Source organism: Snodgrassella alvi (genome assembly GCF_040741455.2).
GTDB lineage: Bacteria > Pseudomonadota > Gammaproteobacteria > Burkholderiales > Neisseriaceae > Snodgrassella > Snodgrassella alvi_E.
This window is the reverse complement of the sequence record NZ_CP160328.2, coordinates 1,955,708-1,972,123: the sequence shown is the minus strand read 5'-3', so window position 1 is coordinate 1,972,123 and position 16,416 is coordinate 1,955,708. Positions and strand designations below refer to the sequence as shown.

Sequence of the window (16,416 nt, the reverse complement as noted above, 5' to 3'; positions counted from 1 at the left end):
ATAAAATAAATTTACTTGAATATTCTATTTAAACAAAAATTATTTTATTTATTTGATATATAAAATTTTGCAGTGATTCTGCATTTATTCCCAAAGCACGCACACATAAAACGCAATCTGCAGCTTGTGTGATACCCCACAGATAATCATCGTTTTCAAGTGGCCAATCTGGCAATAAAGCGGTGTATATTTGGTTAATTAGCTGCAGCAAGTCCGTTTTGCTGGCGGCGGTATTGACATAATAGAGGCTGGCTTGATGGGTGTATTGCTCCATCTGTCCCAATACATTAAGAGGTTGGCGATTGGGTTGCCAGAAGATATTGTCGCTTAGTAATGGCTGTTGCTGATAATCAATGGTTACTCGTGATGACAAATAACGAAAATCCCAGCGTTCATGATTAAGTACGCGGCCGCAGGCGATGATTTCGCCCAAAATTAGCTGGCAGTTATCCGCCAGACTGATTTGCATACTTTGAGTTAAGGCAGCATCGCGATGCAGCACCAATGGATGCGGTAGATAGCAAAGCCGGCTGTTTTCATGCAGAAAAATACGTGTATGCTGCTGCGCTTCTGCTGCCTGAGGCATGGATTGGATGCGAGTAAAGGCTTGTGTGAACAAGTACAGTTGTGTTTGTTGCGCCAGCTCTATCTCAATATCTATATGATCACCAGCTAGCAAACCCGGCGAAGAACTCATCTGCATCACCGAGAGTGCCTGAGGCCATACCGGTGTAGCCATATGGGGTAAAGTCAGGATTTTCAGTGGCGGGGTATAAAAGCAGCTACCTAAGATGGTCTGTCCGCGCTGGTTGAGCTGAGTGACAAGTGCTAATCGGCTGTGCATTAGCGTATCAAGCCTGCAGGTTCTGCTACATTTTCCAATAAGGCGTATTTTTTAATCCAGTCTATTATTGTATTTATCCCCTCTTCTGCCATCAGATTGGTAAATACAAACGGCTGCCCTTTACGCATGCGCTGAGCATCATGCTGCATAACTTCGAGACTGGCACCTACGTAAGGAGCCAAATCGGTTTTGTTAATGACCAGTAAATCAGAACGGGTAATACCGGGGCCCCCTTTGCGCGGAATTTTTTCGCCCTGTGCTACATCGATCACAAACAGGGTAACATCGGCCAAATCCGGGCTAAAGGTGGCGGAAAGATTATCACCACCACTTTCGATAAAAACAATCTGATTATCTGGAAACCGCGCCACCATTTCGTCTACTGCTTCCAGATTCATGCTGGCATCTTCACGGATGGCGGTATGCGGACAACCGCCAGTTTCTACACCCATAATACGCTCAGGTGGCAGCAAGCTATTTTTGGTCAGAAACTCGGCATCTTCCTGTGTATATATATCATTGGTGATTACTGCAATGCTGTATTGCTGTGCCATATGGCGAGTCAGTTTTTCAATCAATGCGGTTTTGCCCGAACCCACCGGACCGGCAACGCCGATTTTTATGTATTGACGCATCTTAAGTGCAGACCTTTCGCTTTGGTAAGCGCTTATTTGTATTTATTTTGTGAACAATGTTTTTAGACTGTTAAACTCATGTGGACAGACAGAAAGGCAAATCAGCCTTTTCTGTCTGAACGGAGAGTTAATAGCGATCAGGCTGTGAACAGCATCCCAAAGCCAACCAGACCAATTAAGCTGCCGGTCAGGCGTAATAACCATTGCTGTTTGCTCAAGGCCGTACCCAATCCAAAACCGGCGGTGTGCAACGCAGCGGTAACAATAACAAAGCCACATGCATAGCTGAATGCGCCATGAGCACCCATTTCAGCACCATGTGCTACACCGTGAAACAGAGCAAACAATCCGACCAAAACCATGGCTGCTGAAGCCGGTACTTTTTTAAGCCACGCTGCAGCAAGGCCCAGTACCAGTACCGAAACGGCTATTCCCTGCTCCAGCATCGGTATCTGCATACCATGTGCACCAAGTATAAAACCAACTATCATCACCCCAACGAATGTTGATGGTATTAGCCAGCGTGTTTTTCCGCGTAAAGTAGCAGCCCACAAACCCACGGCCAGCATTGCCAGCAAATGGTCCCAGCCACTGAGCGGGTGCAATGCACCCGCCTGCCAGCCTTCAGTTATATGTCCAGGGTGAGCAAAGGCCAGTACCGGACTTAATAATAACAAGGTAAATATTTTTTTCATGATTTTCTCCATTAAATATGAATCTAACTCATATATAAACGAGTATATAATCGTTCATGCTGCATGGCTCTGATATCTGTGGCCAGTGTTGTCGCACCTAATTGCTTTATAGAAGGCTGCATGCTAGCAGCAACGGTTTCAGCAATCTTTTCATGCAATTCAATTAACATTTCCTGCCCCGCCATCTGGCTAAGTGGAATCAATTTCACCCCATTAGTAATCAGGCCCACTACAGCGTTGTAATAAAATGCCTGTAGTGTAGCCGCTTTATCTAAATGCATTGCAGCCGCCAGCAGACCAAATACCAGTGGATAAAATCCCCGTACCTGCTGTGACAACAGTGCTTCTTGAAAGGATCTCACTATGGCTGTCTGGTAATGCGGTGCAAAAATTTTAAGCAGGCGTATGCCGAGTTTGTAGCTGCTCTCACGCAGTTCACGAGCTACTTTGGCAGCACCAATCTGTTTATCTAGCTGCATCAGTGCTGGCAGATTATTGTCTTTGCTGGAATGGTAGGCCAATGATACATAGGCACCATCATTGTGTATCCAGTTTTGCTGCAATTGGGTACAAACAAATTCTTTCAGGGTAGCCTCATTATGTACTGCGCCTTGCTGAACAAAGGTTTCCAGCCCGCCGGAGTGGTTAAAGCCTCCAATTGGCAGCGTAGGATCAGCCAGTTGCAGCAATAAACCTGCACGGGTTAAAGCATGAATATCAAGCTGGCTTCCAAAGTTGCTCATAGATGCAAACATTAATGATGGTGGTGTTCTGCAAATTCATGGCTGTGGCTATGCGTGTGACTACCGCCCACACCTGGTGCAGAATTGGCACGCAATTGTTCACTCAACCGCCGTTGCTGGCGCGTAGGCGCAAAACCAGCTGCTTGCAACCATTCAAACAATGGTTTATCAAATGGTAACAGTAATTCATTTCCGTCTAAAAACAATGGTGTATGTTTGTTCCCGATTTCATAGCAGGCACGTGCCATTTCCGCTAGGGTCTGTGGCGACAGCACCATCACTTCACTAGGCTCAATCTGCACTACGATAGCCAGCTGCTTATCCAGATACACCACATCATCATGATGCAGACGTTGTCCTTCTTTCAGCAGGCGAAAAGCAATTTCTCGCCCGTCATTGGTGGTGGTGCGGATAATGCGGCGGTCTGCTTCAAACCATTGCAGGCAGACGGTATCGACTTTCTGGGTTGTTATCTGCTGCTGTTGTTTAAGCGTTTGCAGATTGCCGATAATGGTTTGGATGATGAGATTCATTTTGATTTTTGATGATTTTAAGTAACAATAAGAGAATATAATAAAAATTATGAAAAATATTTAATTTCAAACAGATTAATATAAAAACATTTGACTCGAATTACAAAGATTTTTTTTCGTCATATTAAATTCAATCCAACATTTTCAACACAAAGAAAATTTATTTCAAAAACATAAAGTTACTTTTACTATCTGAATAAACAAATTTTATGCATTGAGACAAATGATATGAATTTTTTGTCCTAAATTTTAACACCATTAAAAATAAAAAAATTGATTTCATTCCATTCTTAATCATCCTCAAAACAGAAAATACCGCTGCGCCAAAGCTACTTTTTTAGCTGGCTCACAGGTAATATGCTCACCATTCACGCGTACTTCATATGTTTCCGGATTTACGGTAATTTCCGGCATGGCATGATTATGAATTAGGTCTTTTTTACCAATATTACGGCAATTGCGCACAGGAAGAGTTTGTTTATGCAATCCATACCGGCTACGGATATCGTTATCTACTCCAGCCTGTGAAACAAATAATACGGCAGTATCTTGCACAGCCCGTCCCAGTGCACCAAACATAGGACGATAGATTACCGGCTGAGGAGTCGGGATAGAGGCATTCGGGTCACCCATACGGGCATAGCTGATGGTGCCACCCTTAATAATGATTTCAGGTTTGACGCCGAAAAAAGCTGGTTTCCATAAAACCAAATCGGCGATTTTGCCGGCTTCGATTGAACCGACATAATCGTTGATGCCTTGAGCAATGGCAGGATTAATGGTGTATTTGGCTAAATAGCGCTTGATACGGAAATTATCATTGTTGCCGGTTTCTTCTGGCAACGAGCCACGCTGCTGTTTCATTTTGTCGGCAGTTTGCCATGTGCGTACGATAACTTCCGCAACCCTGCCCATCGCCTGTGAATCCGAACTCATAATTGAGAATACACCCATATCATGCAGGATATCTTCCGCAGCAATGGTTTCCGGTCTAATGCGTGAATCGGCAAAGGCCACATCTTCAGCCACACTTTTATCCAGATGATGACACACCATCAGCATATCCAGATGCTCGTCGATAGTATTCACAGTAAACGGGCGTGTGGGATTGGTAGATGCTGGTAAAACATTCGGATACATAGCAGCTTTGATGATATCCGGTGCATGGCCGCCGCCTGCGCCCTCTGTGTGAAAGGTATGGATTACTCTGCCATCAATAGCACGCATGGTATCTTCCAGAAATCCGCCTTCATTCAGAGTATCGGTGTGGATAGCTACCTGCACATCCATTTCATCCGCAATTTTTAAGGAAGCATCGATAACAGCCGCGGTGGCACCCCAATCTTCGTGAATTTTCAACCCCAGCGCACCGGCGGCTATCTGTTCACGTAAAGGCTCGAGGCTGGCGCAATTGCCTTTACCAAAAAAGCCCAGATTGACTGGTGCCTGTTCTGCCGCCTGTAACATTTTTTGTATATGCCACGCCCCTGGTGTAACTGTGGTGGCATTGGTTCCGTCAGCTGGCCCTGTCCCTCCACCAATCATGGTGGTGATGCCGGATTCAATGGCATGGGTAATCTGCTGCGGTGAGATAAAGTGGATATGGGTATCTATTCCCCCGGCAGTGGCGATCAGATTGGCACCATTATGGACTTCGGTGGCCGCACCGATAATCATGTTTGGTGTCACACCATCCATAGTATCGGGATTACCTGCCTGCCCAACGCCCACGATTTTACCATCACGAATACCGATATCAGCTTTGACGATGCCCCAGTAATCCATTATCAGTACATTGGTAATCACCATATCCAACACATTCTGGTTGCTGCGTGTGGCAGTAGCAGACTGCGCCATACCATCCCGAATGGATTTACCACCGCCAAATTTGCCCTCTTCTCCATAAGTAAGTAAATCGCGTTCTACTTCGGCAAACAATTCAGTATCACCTAAACGCACTTTATCGCCTACGGTAGGCCCGTAGGTGGCAACATATTGCTGACGGGAAATTTTCAGGCTCATGGCAGATTCTCGATTCAATTCACTGGTAGAAATGTTTAGTGGTGACTTAATTTGGTTCTGTCCGGTATCTGGATACCAATAATTATTGATTGTTTAGACTGCCATTAATGGCATTATGAAATCCAAATACTTTTTTCAAACCACCATATTCGGTTAATTCTATGGTTTTCACTTCACCAGGCTCGAAACGTACAGCATTACCAGAAGGCACATTCAGGCGCATGCCGCGCGTTTGTTCACGTTCAAATTCCAGCGCCGCATTGGTTTCATAAAAATGATAATGTGAGCCCACTTGTATGGGGCGGTCGCCACGGTTCACTACGGTAATGGTAAGGGTACGGCGATTCTGATTGGCGATAATATCGTCTGCAGCCAGCACATATTCTCCGGGAATCATACATTTCTCCTGATCAGACGTGGTACGAATATTTTGTTTGCATGTAGTTGCTATTTAGCAGGGCGTAACCTGCAATGTCTGAATTCTGTATCAGCGAATGGGCTGGTGTACGGTCACCAGTTTGGTACCATCCGGAAAAGTTGCTTCAATCTGTACTTCATTTACCATTTCAGGCACACCTTCCATCACGTCAGCACTGGTTAATAATGTCGCACCATATTGCATTAATTCTGCTACGCTCATGCCGTCACGTGCTGCCTCCTGTAGCTGGCTGCTGATGTAGGCTATGGCTTCGGGATAATTCAGCAGTACACCGCGAGCACGGCGTTTGGCAGCCAGTTCGCCGGCCAGAAACAGCATTAGTTTTTCCTGTTCACGACTGGTTAAATGCATGGTTTGTTTTCCTGTGTAAATATCTGAACGTTATTTACATTGCGCTATAAACTAAGATAGTTTTATTTACAATTGATAATAAACTTAAAGTAGTGTTTCTGTATATAGGTAGCTGAATGTTTCGGTGAAATTGATAAACCCGTATAAACATATGCTTATACGGGTTTAACACTGCTGAAAACTGGATTTATTTAATATAAACAGCCCAATATAAAGAACAATGCAAGTTAAATCACTCCCTGAGCTTTTACTCTGGGCTGGCTTTCCAGTTTATTAAGGGCTGAAAGATAGGCTTTGGCACTGGCAACAATAATATCGGTATCAGCACCCTGCCCGCTAACCAGATGGCCTTCACGCGACAACCGTACTGTTACTTCGCCCTGACTTTCGGTACCCGCTGTAATGGCGTTTACCGAATACAGCTGCAAATCAGCTGTACTACCCGCTTCTGATTCAATAGCTTTGAAGACAGCATCAACCGGACCAGAACCATGGCTGCTGGCGCGTTTTTCGTTTCCGTCCACATTAAAGACGATTTCAGCTACCGGCTCTTCACCGGTTTCACTATGAATACTCAGTGAAACGTATTTGTAACGATCAGGCGCGCGGCTGACTAACTCATCTGATACCAGTGCATGCAAGTCCTCATCGAAAATTTCGCGTTTTTTATCAGCCAGCTCTTTAAAACGGGCAAAAGCCGCATTTAAAGCTTCTTCACTTTCCAGTTCAATACCCAGCTCTTGCAATTTGGTACGGAAAGCATTGCGGCCGGAGAGTTTGCCTAGTGTCAGGCGGTTGGTACTCCAACCTACCGATTCAGCAGACATAATTTCATATGTTTCACGACATTTCAGCACGCCATCCTGATGGATACCGGATTCATGTGCAAAAGCATTGGCACCAACTATGGCTTTATTCGGCTGCACCGGATAACCGGTTACAGTAGACACCATTTTCGAGGTTGGTACTATCTGCGTGGTGTCGATATTGGTTTCCAAGCCAAAAACATCATGGCGGGTTTTCAATGCCATTACCACTTCTTCAAGGCTGGCATTGCCGGCACGCTCACCCAATCCATTAATGGTACATTCTACCTGCCTAGCACCGCCAATCACCGCTGCTAGTGAATTACCCACAGCAAGTCCGAGATCATTATGGCAGTGTGCCGACCAAATTACTTTATCGCTACCCGGTGTTTTCTGAATCAATTCACGGAAAAAGGCTTCTGTCTGAAATGGGATGGCATAGCCCACGGTATCAGGGATATTAATGGTGGTGGCACCTGCTTCAATCACTGCCTGACAGATTTCAGCTAGAAAATTAATATCGCTACGCAATGCATCTTCGCAAGAGAATTCAACATCATCCGTATATTCGCGCGCGATTTTAACGGCTTTGACTGCGGTTTCTTTCACCTGCTGCGGTTTCATCCGCAGTTTATGCTCCATATGCAGGGGGCTGGTGGCGATAAAAGTATGAATTCGTTTCTTCTTGGCTGGTGCGATCGCTTCGCCAGCCTTACGTACATCGCGTTCATTTGCACGGGATAATGAGCACACTGTGGCATTCTGAATAATTTCAGCAATGGTGTGAATAGCATCAAAATCCCCTGGGCTGGCTGCTGCAAATCCGGCTTCAATTACGTCCACACCCAGCTTCTCCAATTGGCGTGCAATGCGAATTTTTTCTTCCTTCGTCATAGCCGCTCCCGGCGACTGTTCTCCATCACGCAGAGTGGTATCAAATATAATGACTCGATTATTGGTACTGGTCATTCTTGGTCTCTCCAAGGTAGTGTTATTGTGTTGCATAAAAGCATTGATATCGAGCGGCTTGTTTTGTTTCTCAGCCATCAGAATAATTTTTTGCAGTTGATTCAGTGGTAAGGAACCACGCTTACGCCATTTATAGATGGCTGCAGCAGAGGCTGCGCTATCAGGATAATGCTGTTTCAGGGCTTCAGCTAAAGCATTTACGCCACCAAAATAGGCAATTAAGCGGTCTATATTCAATTGCATAACTGACCTTTTGTCCAATTTACTTTTTTCATCATGCTACAATTATTCTATTACGCTAATATACGTAAAATTGGACAAAAAAACAAGTTTATTTTATTCAAAGATATTATTGAAATTATTTTTTAGACATTTTGTACATTTTTATAATGAAGCACGATAAATCGCCACACTACCCTAATATTGAATAGGTCAGACAACGGCTTTCCTATCGGCCTCAGCCTTACATGGCTAAATTTTCTTTCAATCAAATACCTGCAATTACACCTTCAGCATGACATTCGTACACTTTGTAGTAGCCAATTTATTTTTTCTTACAGATGACAACATGCGTGACATCAGCAGCATGAGTAGCTGAGACTTGCTCCTATAAGTGTTTTACAGTGGCCAGAAATACCCTCTAACATATTGCTTCGTCTGACTTATCAATACTGCTTGTTTTTCGATTACTCACCAAATTAGCCTGCACAATTTGTCCTAAGGCTTTTGGAAAAATATTGGATTTAGCAAAATCGTATTACCTATAATCTAGCACGGCGCCATCATTTTCGTTTGTTCAAGTACCTGCAAGCGCGTTGGCATTTGCCGTCTGTATTTGTTCGGTATTATTATCGTTGTGATTATTTAAGTTATACAGAAATTTTTTACCGTGAGGCTAAACGCTACCATAATGCTTCGGTGCCTCCGCTGACGCTAAATCCGGCTTTTATCCGTTTATACCAAAATATTGGCCAGCACACTCAGGTTTTGATTGTTGGCCGTAGCCTTGGTGGATGAAACGGTTCGCATCTGAGCAGGATAGTAGTTGCTCACAGTGTCCACTGCCGTTTTTTAGTTATGCTGGATCCATAGTCTATCGAAATCACGATATCCGGATCGCCGGTCATCTTATACATCAGGCTCAGATTTACCACAATATTTTTATATCCATATAACATAAATATATGTATATCAGTGGCTTTTACATACGGCCAGCAGAAAACTGACATTCTGCTGAATGGAAAAACTGGGTTTCGTGGGCTGGCTGGCAGAGGTTAATTAAAACGGCCCCCCGGAAAGTCATTTAGTGGTTAATCAATGTACACAGTATTCTCATCGGCAGGCTGAAAATATGTTTACCTGCCCTACCCGTCTGGGTCTAAGTACTGCCTCAGCATTAATGCAGGAAATTGACGGTTTGTTGCAGAATGCTGATTTACTGCCGCTTAACAATTGATTCTTCTTGAAACCTACCGTTGGGTTCGGTGACACATTTTATGTGTGATTAACCAAACGGAAAGTTAAGCCGATGAGATACGCTTTAATCAAGCCAGATGGCGCTAACCATGCGGCCTGTTTGTCCATCACGCCGGTACGAGAAATAGCGTTCGCGCTGCAATACCGTACACTCTGTGCCACCATAGACTTGATGTACACCGACATCTGCCAGAGCTAGCCGTGCCAGCGCATATATATCGGCAAGATAATGATGGTTACCGATGTCAGTAAAAGCAGCCTGTGCTTTGGGCTGATGCAGACAGAAAGCTTCCCATACGTCGGGGTCGACCTCGAAAGCTTCGGGTCCGATTGCCGGACCAAGATAAGCCATTATTTCCAATGGGCTGACCCGCATGGCTTCTATGGTATTTTGCAATATGCCGCCGGCCAGTCCGCGCCAGCCGGCATGGGCGGCAGCTACGGTTGTACCGGCACGGTCACACAGCAGCACTGGTAGGCAATCGGCTGTCATGATGGCGCAGGCGACTTTTTCTCCTTGGCGGCTATAGCTGGCGTCGGCTTCAGCTGGCTGTCCAGACTGCAATGCAGATAATGCCGTTGTGGCTGCGATTACATTTACACTGTGAGTCTGATTCAGATAGGCGATTGGCTGTGCTGCCTGCTGCTGCACAATGGCGCGGTTTTGTGCTACGGCTTGAGGATGATCACCTACGTGTGCACCAACGTTCAATGATGCAAATGGCGCTTTGCTGATGCCACCCAGTCGTGTAGTGATCAGGGTATGTACATTGTTTGGTGCTGGCCAGTCTGCCTGTGCAAAGGCATTTTTGTCCTGACACAGACCAAGTGCCTGATTCATGTCCCATTGTGTATTCATGCGGCGGCCTTATTATTCGCGTATGTAAATTACATCCACGTCGTAATCATCGTCATCCCAGTCTTCGTCTTCATCATCGGTCAGACGTTTCTGCCATTCATCAGCGTTTTTGATGGCTGAATCCATGCCTGCCTGTAGACGCAGTACAGAAAGTAAGTGATAGATATCTTCGGGCAGTGAAGCTTCAAACTGTACTTTTTCTTGTGTCTGCGGATGAATAAAACTGAGCCGGTAAGCATGCAGTGCCTGCCGTGCCATTGCTTTTATTGCTGCTTTGGCTTCGATGGTAGCTGGATGGCGCGGGTTGCCATAGAGCGGATCTCCAGCAAGCGGATGGCCTGCGGCTTTCATGTGTACGCGTATCTGATGGGTACGGCCGGTTTCGAGCTGACATTCGATATAGCTGAAATCGGCATATCGTTCGAGCACTTTGACGTGGGTGATGGCTTCTTTGCCTCCAAACGGTACCACGGCCATTCGTGTGCGGTTATGCGGATCACGGCCAATCAGTGTTTCGATTTTGCCATCATAAGGTACGATTCCGTCAGCCACTGCACGATAGGTTCGTTTAACAGTCCGTGCTTGTAGCTGGCGTACTAAGTGTGTTTGTGCCGGCACGGTTTTGGCTACAACCATGAGGCCGCTGGTATCTTTATCTAGACGGTGCACGATACCGGCTCTCGGTACTTGTGCCAGTGCCGGGCAATAGGCGAGCAGGCCGTTCAGTAGTGTGCCCTGCCAATTGCCTGCTGCGGGATGTACAACAAGACCAGCCGGTTTATTCAATACCAGTACGCTATAATCTTCATATATAATGTCTAGTGCCATGGCTTCGGGGGTGAATGCGAGCTGGCTTTCATCCTGTTGTATGGCTGCCTGTATGGTTTCACCGCCGATCAGTTTATATTTCGGCGGTACGATGTGGCCGTTAACGGTGACGTGATTTTCCCTGATCCAGGCAGTAAGACGGCTGCGGGAGAACTCAGGCGCCAGTTTGGCCAATGCTGCGTCCAGGCGCAGGCCGGCTAGATCATTAGGTACGGTCCAATTTTTATAACTTTGTGCAGCTTCATCTGCCGCAAAGGGCAAATCATCGTTATAATCGTCATCATTCTCTAACAAAGAAGTGTCTTTCATGAAAAATTTGTTTTTGGCGGTGGCCTTAGGCCTTTTACTGAGTGCCTGTGCCAGCACAAGTACGGTCGATAAGGATTCCCAGATTACTCAGGACTGGTCTGTTCAGCGTCTGTATAATGAAGCACACGATGAGCTGATGCATCGTAATTATACTCATGCAGAGAAATTATACGAAATTCTGCAGTCTCGATTCCCGTATGGTTCGTATGCGGAGCAGGCTCAGCTGGACACAGCATATGCTTATTATAAAGATGATGAGAATGATAAAGCATTGGCGGCAATTGAACAGTTTCAGCGTTTGTACCCGCAGCACCCCAATATGGATTACGCTTTGTATTTGAAAGCACTGATTCAGCTGAATGAGGACAAATCCTTTGTTAATAAGCTGGCCAAACAAGATTGGTCTGACCGCGACCCGAAAGCTAATCGGGAAGCTTATACCACTTTTGCTCAACTAGTAGAATATTTCCCCCAAAGTAAATATGCTGCCGATGCTCGCGATAAGATGCAGAAACTGCTGGATGCGCTTGGCGGGAATGAGCTTTCAGTAGCACGTTATTATATGAAACGTGGTGCATGGCTGGCGGCTGTTGGCCGTGCACAGACGGTTATTTCTCAATACCAGAATACGCCTAATGTGGAGGAAGCACTGGCTATTATGGTTTCTGCGTATGAAAAACTGGGTGAGCAGAAGCTCAGTGATGATACTAAGCGCGTTCTGGCACAGAATTTTCCAAATAGCCCGTATCTGCAATCTCCGTGGCAGGATCATAATGCCATTCCATGGTGGCGTTATTGGAAGTAAAGCCTAACGGTAAATCTCAAAATCTGATGAACAGTGCTATTAGATCGATACAAGGTATCGGTCTAATTTTTTATTTGGTTATTTGGACTAGAGACTGAAATTCTTTTTAATCTTATATGCTATAAAAATTCTATCCAGTGAGATGATAATTTGGATATTAATGTTTTTGAGTTGAGAGTGATTTTGTATCGATATTATTTATTCTAGATTTGATTGGTTATAGTAGCCGATGGTGATGAACATCTATAAAAGTTAATATCTCGTTTTTAAAATTTTTTTACTGATTGCTAATTGTGTTGCACTGGCCTGTTTGTTTGCCAGCTATTTATTTTTTGCAGTATTGCTGAATCTGCGAAATTTTATGCTCAAAAGCAATGAAACTGGCATTTATTCTTGTGGCTGATATGTCCGTGCCAGCCAGCGAATGTGCATCTGTGCGTCTGGTAGCAATTGTTTTAATTCAGTAACTGCTGCTTCTGCCAGCAACTTTCCACACATAAATATATCAATAGCGGCATACTGATGCTCTGGCCACGTATGGATACTGATATGTGACTCGGCCAGTAGCAATACGCCGGTTACGCCTCCACTACCACCAAAAGTATGAAAATAGCTTTCTAAGATATGTGCCCGTGCAGCTTGGGCTAGCTGACGCAGGAGCTGCTCGATTGCACTACTGTTTTGTAACCATTTGCTGTCCAACTGATAAACATCCAGCAGACAGTGCTGCCCGATAATATGATTATTCTGCATTATTTGTGCCAATGTCCACTGCTACCTCCATAATAGCTGTGACCAACAGTAGAATCTTCTGCTTTCTCAGAAGAATACGAAGCATAATTTATCCAAGTGAAGCCGATCACAATCAGGATGGCCATGAAGATATTGAATTTTTTATAACCTTCTGCTGAACCGAATATAAAGAGTTCCCGATAAGGAAAATCACGGAGTAATCCATAGGCAAGAATATGCCAACACAAAGGCGTGAACAGATATTCAAAATCTGCTACACCAGCTACAAAAATTTTAATAAAAATAGGCAAATTCAAAACAATAAATACCAGCATCCAAAAGGTTGGCGTGTGGATATCGGTACTGAGATGCAATACGTTTTTCACCCGCCAGCTTTTAATGTTGGCTTTGGTAAAATCGTTTGCTTTAATGTTTTGGTGTTCACGAACAAGAACTGCTGCTTTATCAGCAGGCATGGGTTTGGCATCAATGCTGATGTTTTTATTTCCCTGAAACCATGCAGACACCAGTGTCGCCGGTATATTGCTGACGACAGACCATGATTGTTCGTTTCGGGTCAGGGTGGTAGATAATTTACGCTCTTCGCACCCATAATCGATGTAATACATTCTGTCGCCAGGAGAGACTTGCCAGTAAAAGGCTCCAGCTGCATACTCAACTTGAGCTGCGTAATCATATAAAAATGGGACGCTGTCTTTGTTTGCATCAATTGGTTCTAGCGGTTTTTTCAGAACCGGCCAGTCATCCAATGTGGTAGCTATTGCCCATTGGTTTTTTCCCTGCTCCACCAGCCACAGAAACCCTTTTTTGGGTGAGTAGAGCAGATATTCTGTCCAGCCAGCTGAGTCATCCTCATCTTCACTTTCTTTGCGTTCAGCCAGCTGGATATAAAGCGGTACATCCGGCATAACTTTTTCTACCGGTACGTAATACAACACCATGGCGCCCAGCACCCACCAGTTTTCATTATCAATGCGTGCTTTGCTGCCGATTTTAATGGTTAGAGCGCGTTGTTGATGCTCACGCATTTCATGCGTCGCATTCTGGTGAGCCGTTTCTTCACTCATGTTGAGCTGGCTGCGGCAATACTGGCAGACAACGTGGTCTGCCACACCGCTTACCCAGCGTATTTCCCCGCCGCAATTGGGACATTTACCTCTTTTGGTACTGCCCTTGACATAACCGGAACGGGTACGAATCTGGTCGGGTGTACGGGTGTTTTGCAGTCTCAGGGCACTGAGTGCCACGCCTTTACCGGCAAAGACTTGTGGCTGTGCCTGACCGTCGGCGTAATCTAGTGTAATGAAGGATGTACCATTGCGGCAATCTGCTACCTGTGCCTTTTCCGATTCAGGTAAAGGCACCGGCAGTTCGCCTTCGGCTGCATACTGGCCGCGGCGGATATCACGGATATCGGCTACGGCATAGTGCCGGTCTCTGTATTTGAAATAAGAGCTTCCTACTTTGAGATTGCTGAATTCTGGTAAAGCTTTCGCTTGAGGAGATGTAGGCTGCAGGCGGGTGAAAACAAAGCGGTCATTGGATTCAGATAGCCATGCACTGCTGCCATCATGCATCAGTGCATGCCATTCACTCCACGAACCGGCTTCGTAGCTGACTTGCATACGCCCGATGAGGGTGAACGGTTTACCCTGCCACATCCCAGTAGTACCGATTTGCAGTGGTGATAGATCATTTAAAACTGCAGAATGGCGGCCGGATAGTACTAATGCATTCTGTTGGATTAATAAAACAGAATGACAATAGCCACAAACTGCGGTGACGGCGGTTGCTGAGCGTATACCGATTTCGGCACCACAGCTCGGACAAGTACTGTACAGCAGATAGGAAAAACTGTTCATACAGCCATTTAGTCAGTGAGTTTTCTGAGAATCTCGGCCTTAGCTGAATCATAGTCGCTCTGACTGATAAGATTCTGCTCCAGCAGGGTTTTCAGCTGTGACAATCGAGCGGTTATATCTGCTGTTTCTGGTTTAGAGGCCGGTGCGGCAGTGGCAGTACCGGTGATACCTGAAGTCATGACATTAGCAATATTCATACCGGCAGCTAATCCAGCTCCGATGCCGGCTACTCCGCCTTCATTCTGTGCAGCCAGTGGAATAGCCTGAGCCGTCTGGTATTGGGTGTAGCGTCCCATGTCGCCAACGATACCCATGCCCATGCGTTCATCCAGCCGTTCTTGCAGGCTCTCTGGTAGGGTAATGCTTTCTACGGTGAAATTTTCCAGCGCAAGTCCCATGGCGGTGAATGCCGGTTGTAATAGGGTAGTCATTTGTTCCGACAGCAGCATCTGATTAGCAGCCATATCCAGAAAAGGAATATTTGCGTTGCCAAAAGCGGAGGCAAGCTGGGTAACAGCCAGATTGCGCAGCTGTTCTTCCAGTGTTTCGGTGCGGTATTCTTCGCATACACCGCTTACTTGGCTAAAAAACAATTCTGGCTGGGCAATACGGAATGAATACATACCAAATGAACGCACAGAAACAGCACCGAAATCATTGTCGCGGATGGTAACCGGCTGTGCGGTGCCCCAGCGTCTGGAAAGCTGCTGACGCATATTGAAGAAGTACACGTCGGATTTGAATGGTGATTGAAATAATTTACCCCAGTGTTTGAGATCGGTTAGTAAGGGCAGATTCTGGGTATTAAGTGTGAATGTACCGGTACCAAACAGGTCGGCGATGGCGCCTTCGTCTACAAACAAGGCATTTTGTGATTCGCGGACAATGAGTGCGGCTCCGTTTTGAATTTCCTGATCCTTAATCGGAAAACGCCACATCAGGACTTCAGGGTCGGGGTTTTCCCACTGGATTACATCAATGAATTGTTTCTTGATGAAGCCACCGAGTTTGTTAATGCCAAAAATTGAGTTCAGAACCATTTTTGTATCCCGTTCAGATGTTTGATTGTTAACTTAGTGCAGCTGCATTAAGGATGCCGATAGACACTGACAGCCCGAAAAATAAGGCGCCGACGGCGATATTGTTGTTCGCCAGTTCGAAATTGGCCTTGGGGATAAGCAATGTGGCAATAAAGTACACCAGAATCTGCACAATCATAGCTGCCGCGCCCCAGATGATGAAACTGATGAGATTGACAGATTGCAACATGCTGGAAATGAGGGTGATGCAGAATCCGATCATGGCGCCGCTCATTGAGACGGCACAGGCAAGGTTGCCCTGCTTAATCAATTTTAGTTCGGCTACCGGAGTTATTCGTATATAAAAAATAATAAATACGATAAGTAGCAACAGGGCAACGCCAAAATATTTTAAATATTGTATGTACTGCCAGAGAGTAATTACCATAGTTTATTATCCTGACTGTT

General features: G+C 45.4%; 18 protein-coding genes. 3 read left to right on the top strand and 15 right to left on the bottom strand.

Features of this window, described 5'->3' with window-relative positions; all coding sequences use genetic code 11:
• Positions 1–28 precede the first annotated feature (28 nt).
• The 9 genes from ABU615_RS08785 to ABU615_RS08745 form a co-directional block, all read right to left on the bottom strand.
• The gene (locus ABU615_RS08785; protein WP_367489402.1) at positions 29–844 is read right to left on the bottom strand and encodes an urease accessory protein UreD; all 816 of its coding nucleotides are present in this window, start codon (positions 842–844) and stop codon (positions 29–31) included.
• A complete protein-coding gene (ureG, locus tag ABU615_RS08780; protein WP_367489405.1) occupies positions 844–1,479 on the bottom strand; it encodes an urease accessory protein UreG in 636 nt (211 codons plus the stop codon). Before ureG ends, ABU615_RS08785 begins: the two co-directional genes overlap by 1 nt.
• A gap of 137 nt (positions 1,480–1,616) precedes the next feature.
• Positions 1,617–2,174, bottom strand: a complete 558-nt coding sequence (locus ABU615_RS08775) for a HupE/UreJ family protein (RefSeq protein ID WP_367489408.1) — start codon at positions 2,172–2,174, stop codon at positions 1,617–1,619.
• Between the two features lie 23 nt (positions 2,175–2,197).
• Positions 2,198–2,917 carry an urease accessory protein UreF gene (locus ABU615_RS08770; protein WP_370388852.1) on the bottom strand — a complete coding sequence of 240 codons (720 nt, stop codon included), beginning with the start codon at positions 2,915–2,917 and terminating at the stop codon, positions 2,198–2,200.
• A gap of 11 nt (positions 2,918–2,928) precedes the next feature.
• A complete protein-coding gene (ureE, locus tag ABU615_RS08765; RefSeq protein ID WP_100156256.1) occupies positions 2,929–3,450 on the bottom strand; it encodes an urease accessory protein UreE in 522 nt (173 codons plus the stop codon).
• Positions 3,451–3,750: 300 nt separating this feature from the next.
• A complete protein-coding gene (gene ureC / locus ABU615_RS08760; RefSeq protein WP_370388851.1) occupies positions 3,751–5,472 on the bottom strand; it encodes an urease subunit alpha in 1,722 nt (573 codons plus the stop codon).
• An 82-nt stretch (positions 5,473–5,554) separates the two neighbouring features.
• Positions 5,555–5,869 (bottom strand): urease subunit beta, encoded by a 315-nt coding sequence (gene ureB / locus ABU615_RS08755; protein WP_100139706.1) that lies wholly within the window; start codon positions 5,867–5,869, stop codon positions 5,555–5,557.
• A gap of 90 nt (positions 5,870–5,959) precedes the next feature.
• Positions 5,960–6,262: an urease subunit gamma gene (ureA, locus tag ABU615_RS08750; RefSeq protein WP_100139705.1), complete on the bottom strand. Its 303-nt coding sequence runs from the start codon at positions 6,260–6,262 to the stop codon at positions 5,960–5,962.
• 227 nt (positions 6,263–6,489) lie between these two features.
• Positions 6,490–8,280 (bottom strand): 2-isopropylmalate synthase, encoded by a 1,791-nt coding sequence (locus ABU615_RS08745; RefSeq protein ID WP_370388850.1) that lies wholly within the window; start codon positions 8,278–8,280, stop codon positions 6,490–6,492.
• 549 nt (positions 8,281–8,829) lie between these two features.
• On the opposite strand from ABU615_RS08745, the gene ABU615_RS08740 reads away from it, so the two are divergent.
• Positions 8,830–9,054 (top strand): hypothetical protein, encoded by a 225-nt coding sequence (locus ABU615_RS08740; RefSeq protein ID WP_370388849.1) that lies wholly within the window; start codon positions 8,830–8,832, stop codon positions 9,052–9,054.
• Positions 9,055–9,343: 289 nt separating this feature from the next.
• Positions 9,344–9,493 (top strand): hypothetical protein, encoded by a 150-nt coding sequence (locus ABU615_RS08735; protein WP_267391427.1) that lies wholly within the window; start codon positions 9,344–9,346, stop codon positions 9,491–9,493.
• A gap of 84 nt (positions 9,494–9,577) precedes the next feature.
• On the opposite strand, the gene pgeF is transcribed toward ABU615_RS08735, so the two are convergent.
• Both pgeF and rluD read right to left on the bottom strand, forming a co-directional pair.
• Entirely contained in the window at positions 9,578–10,372 is a 795-nt protein-coding gene (gene pgeF / locus ABU615_RS08730; protein WP_370388848.1) for a peptidoglycan editing factor PgeF, read from the bottom strand.
• Positions 10,373–10,384: 12 nt separating this feature from the next.
• Complete coding sequence (gene rluD, locus ABU615_RS08725) at positions 10,385–11,509, bottom strand: 23S rRNA pseudouridine(1911/1915/1917) synthase RluD (protein WP_370388847.1); 1,125 nt, start codon at positions 11,507–11,509, stop codon at positions 10,385–10,387.
• On the opposite strand from rluD, the gene ABU615_RS08720 reads away from it, so the two are divergent.
• A complete protein-coding gene (locus ABU615_RS08720; RefSeq protein ID WP_100152195.1) occupies positions 11,508–12,314 on the top strand; it encodes an outer membrane protein assembly factor BamD in 807 nt (268 codons plus the stop codon). The two genes, rluD and ABU615_RS08720, sit on opposite strands and share 2 nt — an antisense overlap.
• 387 nt (positions 12,315–12,701) lie before the next feature.
• Here the strand turns inward: ABU615_RS08720 and speD are convergent, their stop codons facing one another.
• The 4 genes from speD to ABU615_RS08700 are packed head-to-tail and all read right to left on the bottom strand — an operon-like array spanning position 12,702 to position 16,396.
• Positions 12,702–13,067, bottom strand: a complete 366-nt coding sequence (gene speD / locus ABU615_RS08715; protein ID WP_370388575.1) for an adenosylmethionine decarboxylase — start codon at positions 13,065–13,067, stop codon at positions 12,702–12,704.
• Positions 13,067–14,929 (bottom strand): DUF4178 domain-containing protein, encoded by a 1,863-nt coding sequence (locus ABU615_RS08710; protein WP_370388846.1) that lies wholly within the window; start codon positions 14,927–14,929, stop codon positions 13,067–13,069. The genes speD and ABU615_RS08710 overlap by 1 nt, the downstream gene beginning before the upstream one ends.
• A gap of 8 nt (positions 14,930–14,937) precedes the next feature.
• The gene (locus tag ABU615_RS08705) at positions 14,938–15,969 is read right to left on the bottom strand and encodes an SPFH domain-containing protein (RefSeq protein WP_100139678.1); all 1,032 of its coding nucleotides are present in this window, start codon (positions 15,967–15,969) and stop codon (positions 14,938–14,940) included.
• A 28-nt stretch (positions 15,970–15,997) separates the two neighbouring features.
• A complete protein-coding gene (locus tag ABU615_RS08700) occupies positions 15,998–16,396 on the bottom strand; it encodes a DUF350 domain-containing protein (protein ID WP_100139677.1) in 399 nt (132 codons plus the stop codon).
• Between the last annotated feature and the right edge of the window lie 20 nt (positions 16,397–16,416).

Excerpts from the sequence above, each read along its gene's own strand:
- ABU615_RS08785 (WP_367489402.1), bottom strand. The coding sequence starts at position 844 with ATGCACAGCCGATTAGCACTTGTCACTCAGCTCAACCAGCGCGGACAG.
- ureG (WP_367489405.1), bottom strand. The coding sequence starts at position 1,479 with ATGCGTCAATACATAAAAATCGGCGTTGCCGGTCCGGTGGGTTCGGGC.
- ABU615_RS08775 (WP_367489408.1), bottom strand. The coding sequence starts at position 2,174 with ATGAAAAAAATATTTACCTTGTTATTATTAAGTCCGGTACTGGCCTTT.
- ABU615_RS08770 (WP_370388852.1), bottom strand. The coding sequence starts at position 2,917 with ATGAGCAACTTTGGAAGCCAGCTTGATATTCATGCTTTAACCCGTGCA.
- ureE (WP_100156256.1), bottom strand. The coding sequence starts at position 3,450 with ATGAATCTCATCATCCAAACCATTATCGGCAATCTGCAAACGCTTAAA.
- ureC (WP_370388851.1), bottom strand. The coding sequence starts at position 5,472 with ATGAGCCTGAAAATTTCCCGTCAGCAATATGTTGCCACCTACGGGCCT.
- ureB (WP_100139706.1), bottom strand. The coding sequence starts at position 5,869 with ATGATTCCCGGAGAATATGTGCTGGCTGCAGACGATATTATCGCCAAT.
- ureA (WP_100139705.1), bottom strand. The coding sequence starts at position 6,262 with ATGCATTTAACCAGTCGTGAACAGGAAAAACTAATGCTGTTTCTGGCC.
- ABU615_RS08745 (WP_370388850.1), bottom strand. The coding sequence starts at position 8,280 with ATGCAATTGAATATAGACCGCTTAATTGCCTATTTTGGTGGCGTAAAT.
- pgeF (WP_370388848.1), bottom strand. The coding sequence starts at position 10,372 with ATGAATACACAATGGGACATGAATCAGGCACTTGGTCTGTGTCAGGAC.
- ABU615_RS08720 (WP_100152195.1), top strand. The coding sequence starts at position 11,508 with ATGAAAAATTTGTTTTTGGCGGTGGCCTTAGGCCTTTTACTGAGTGCC.
- rluD (WP_370388847.1), bottom strand. The coding sequence starts at position 11,509 with ATGAAAGACACTTCTTTGTTAGAGAATGATGACGATTATAACGATGAT.
- speD (WP_370388575.1), bottom strand. The coding sequence starts at position 13,067 with ATGCAGAATAATCATATTATCGGGCAGCACTGTCTGCTGGATGTTTAT.
- ABU615_RS08710 (WP_370388846.1), bottom strand. The coding sequence starts at position 14,929 with ATGAACAGTTTTTCCTATCTGCTGTACAGTACTTGTCCGAGCTGTGGT.
- ABU615_RS08705 (WP_100139678.1), bottom strand. The coding sequence starts at position 15,969 with ATGGTTCTGAACTCAATTTTTGGCATTAACAAACTCGGTGGCTTCATC.
- ABU615_RS08700 (WP_100139677.1), bottom strand. The coding sequence starts at position 16,396 with ATGGTAATTACTCTCTGGCAGTACATACAATATTTAAAATATTTTGGC.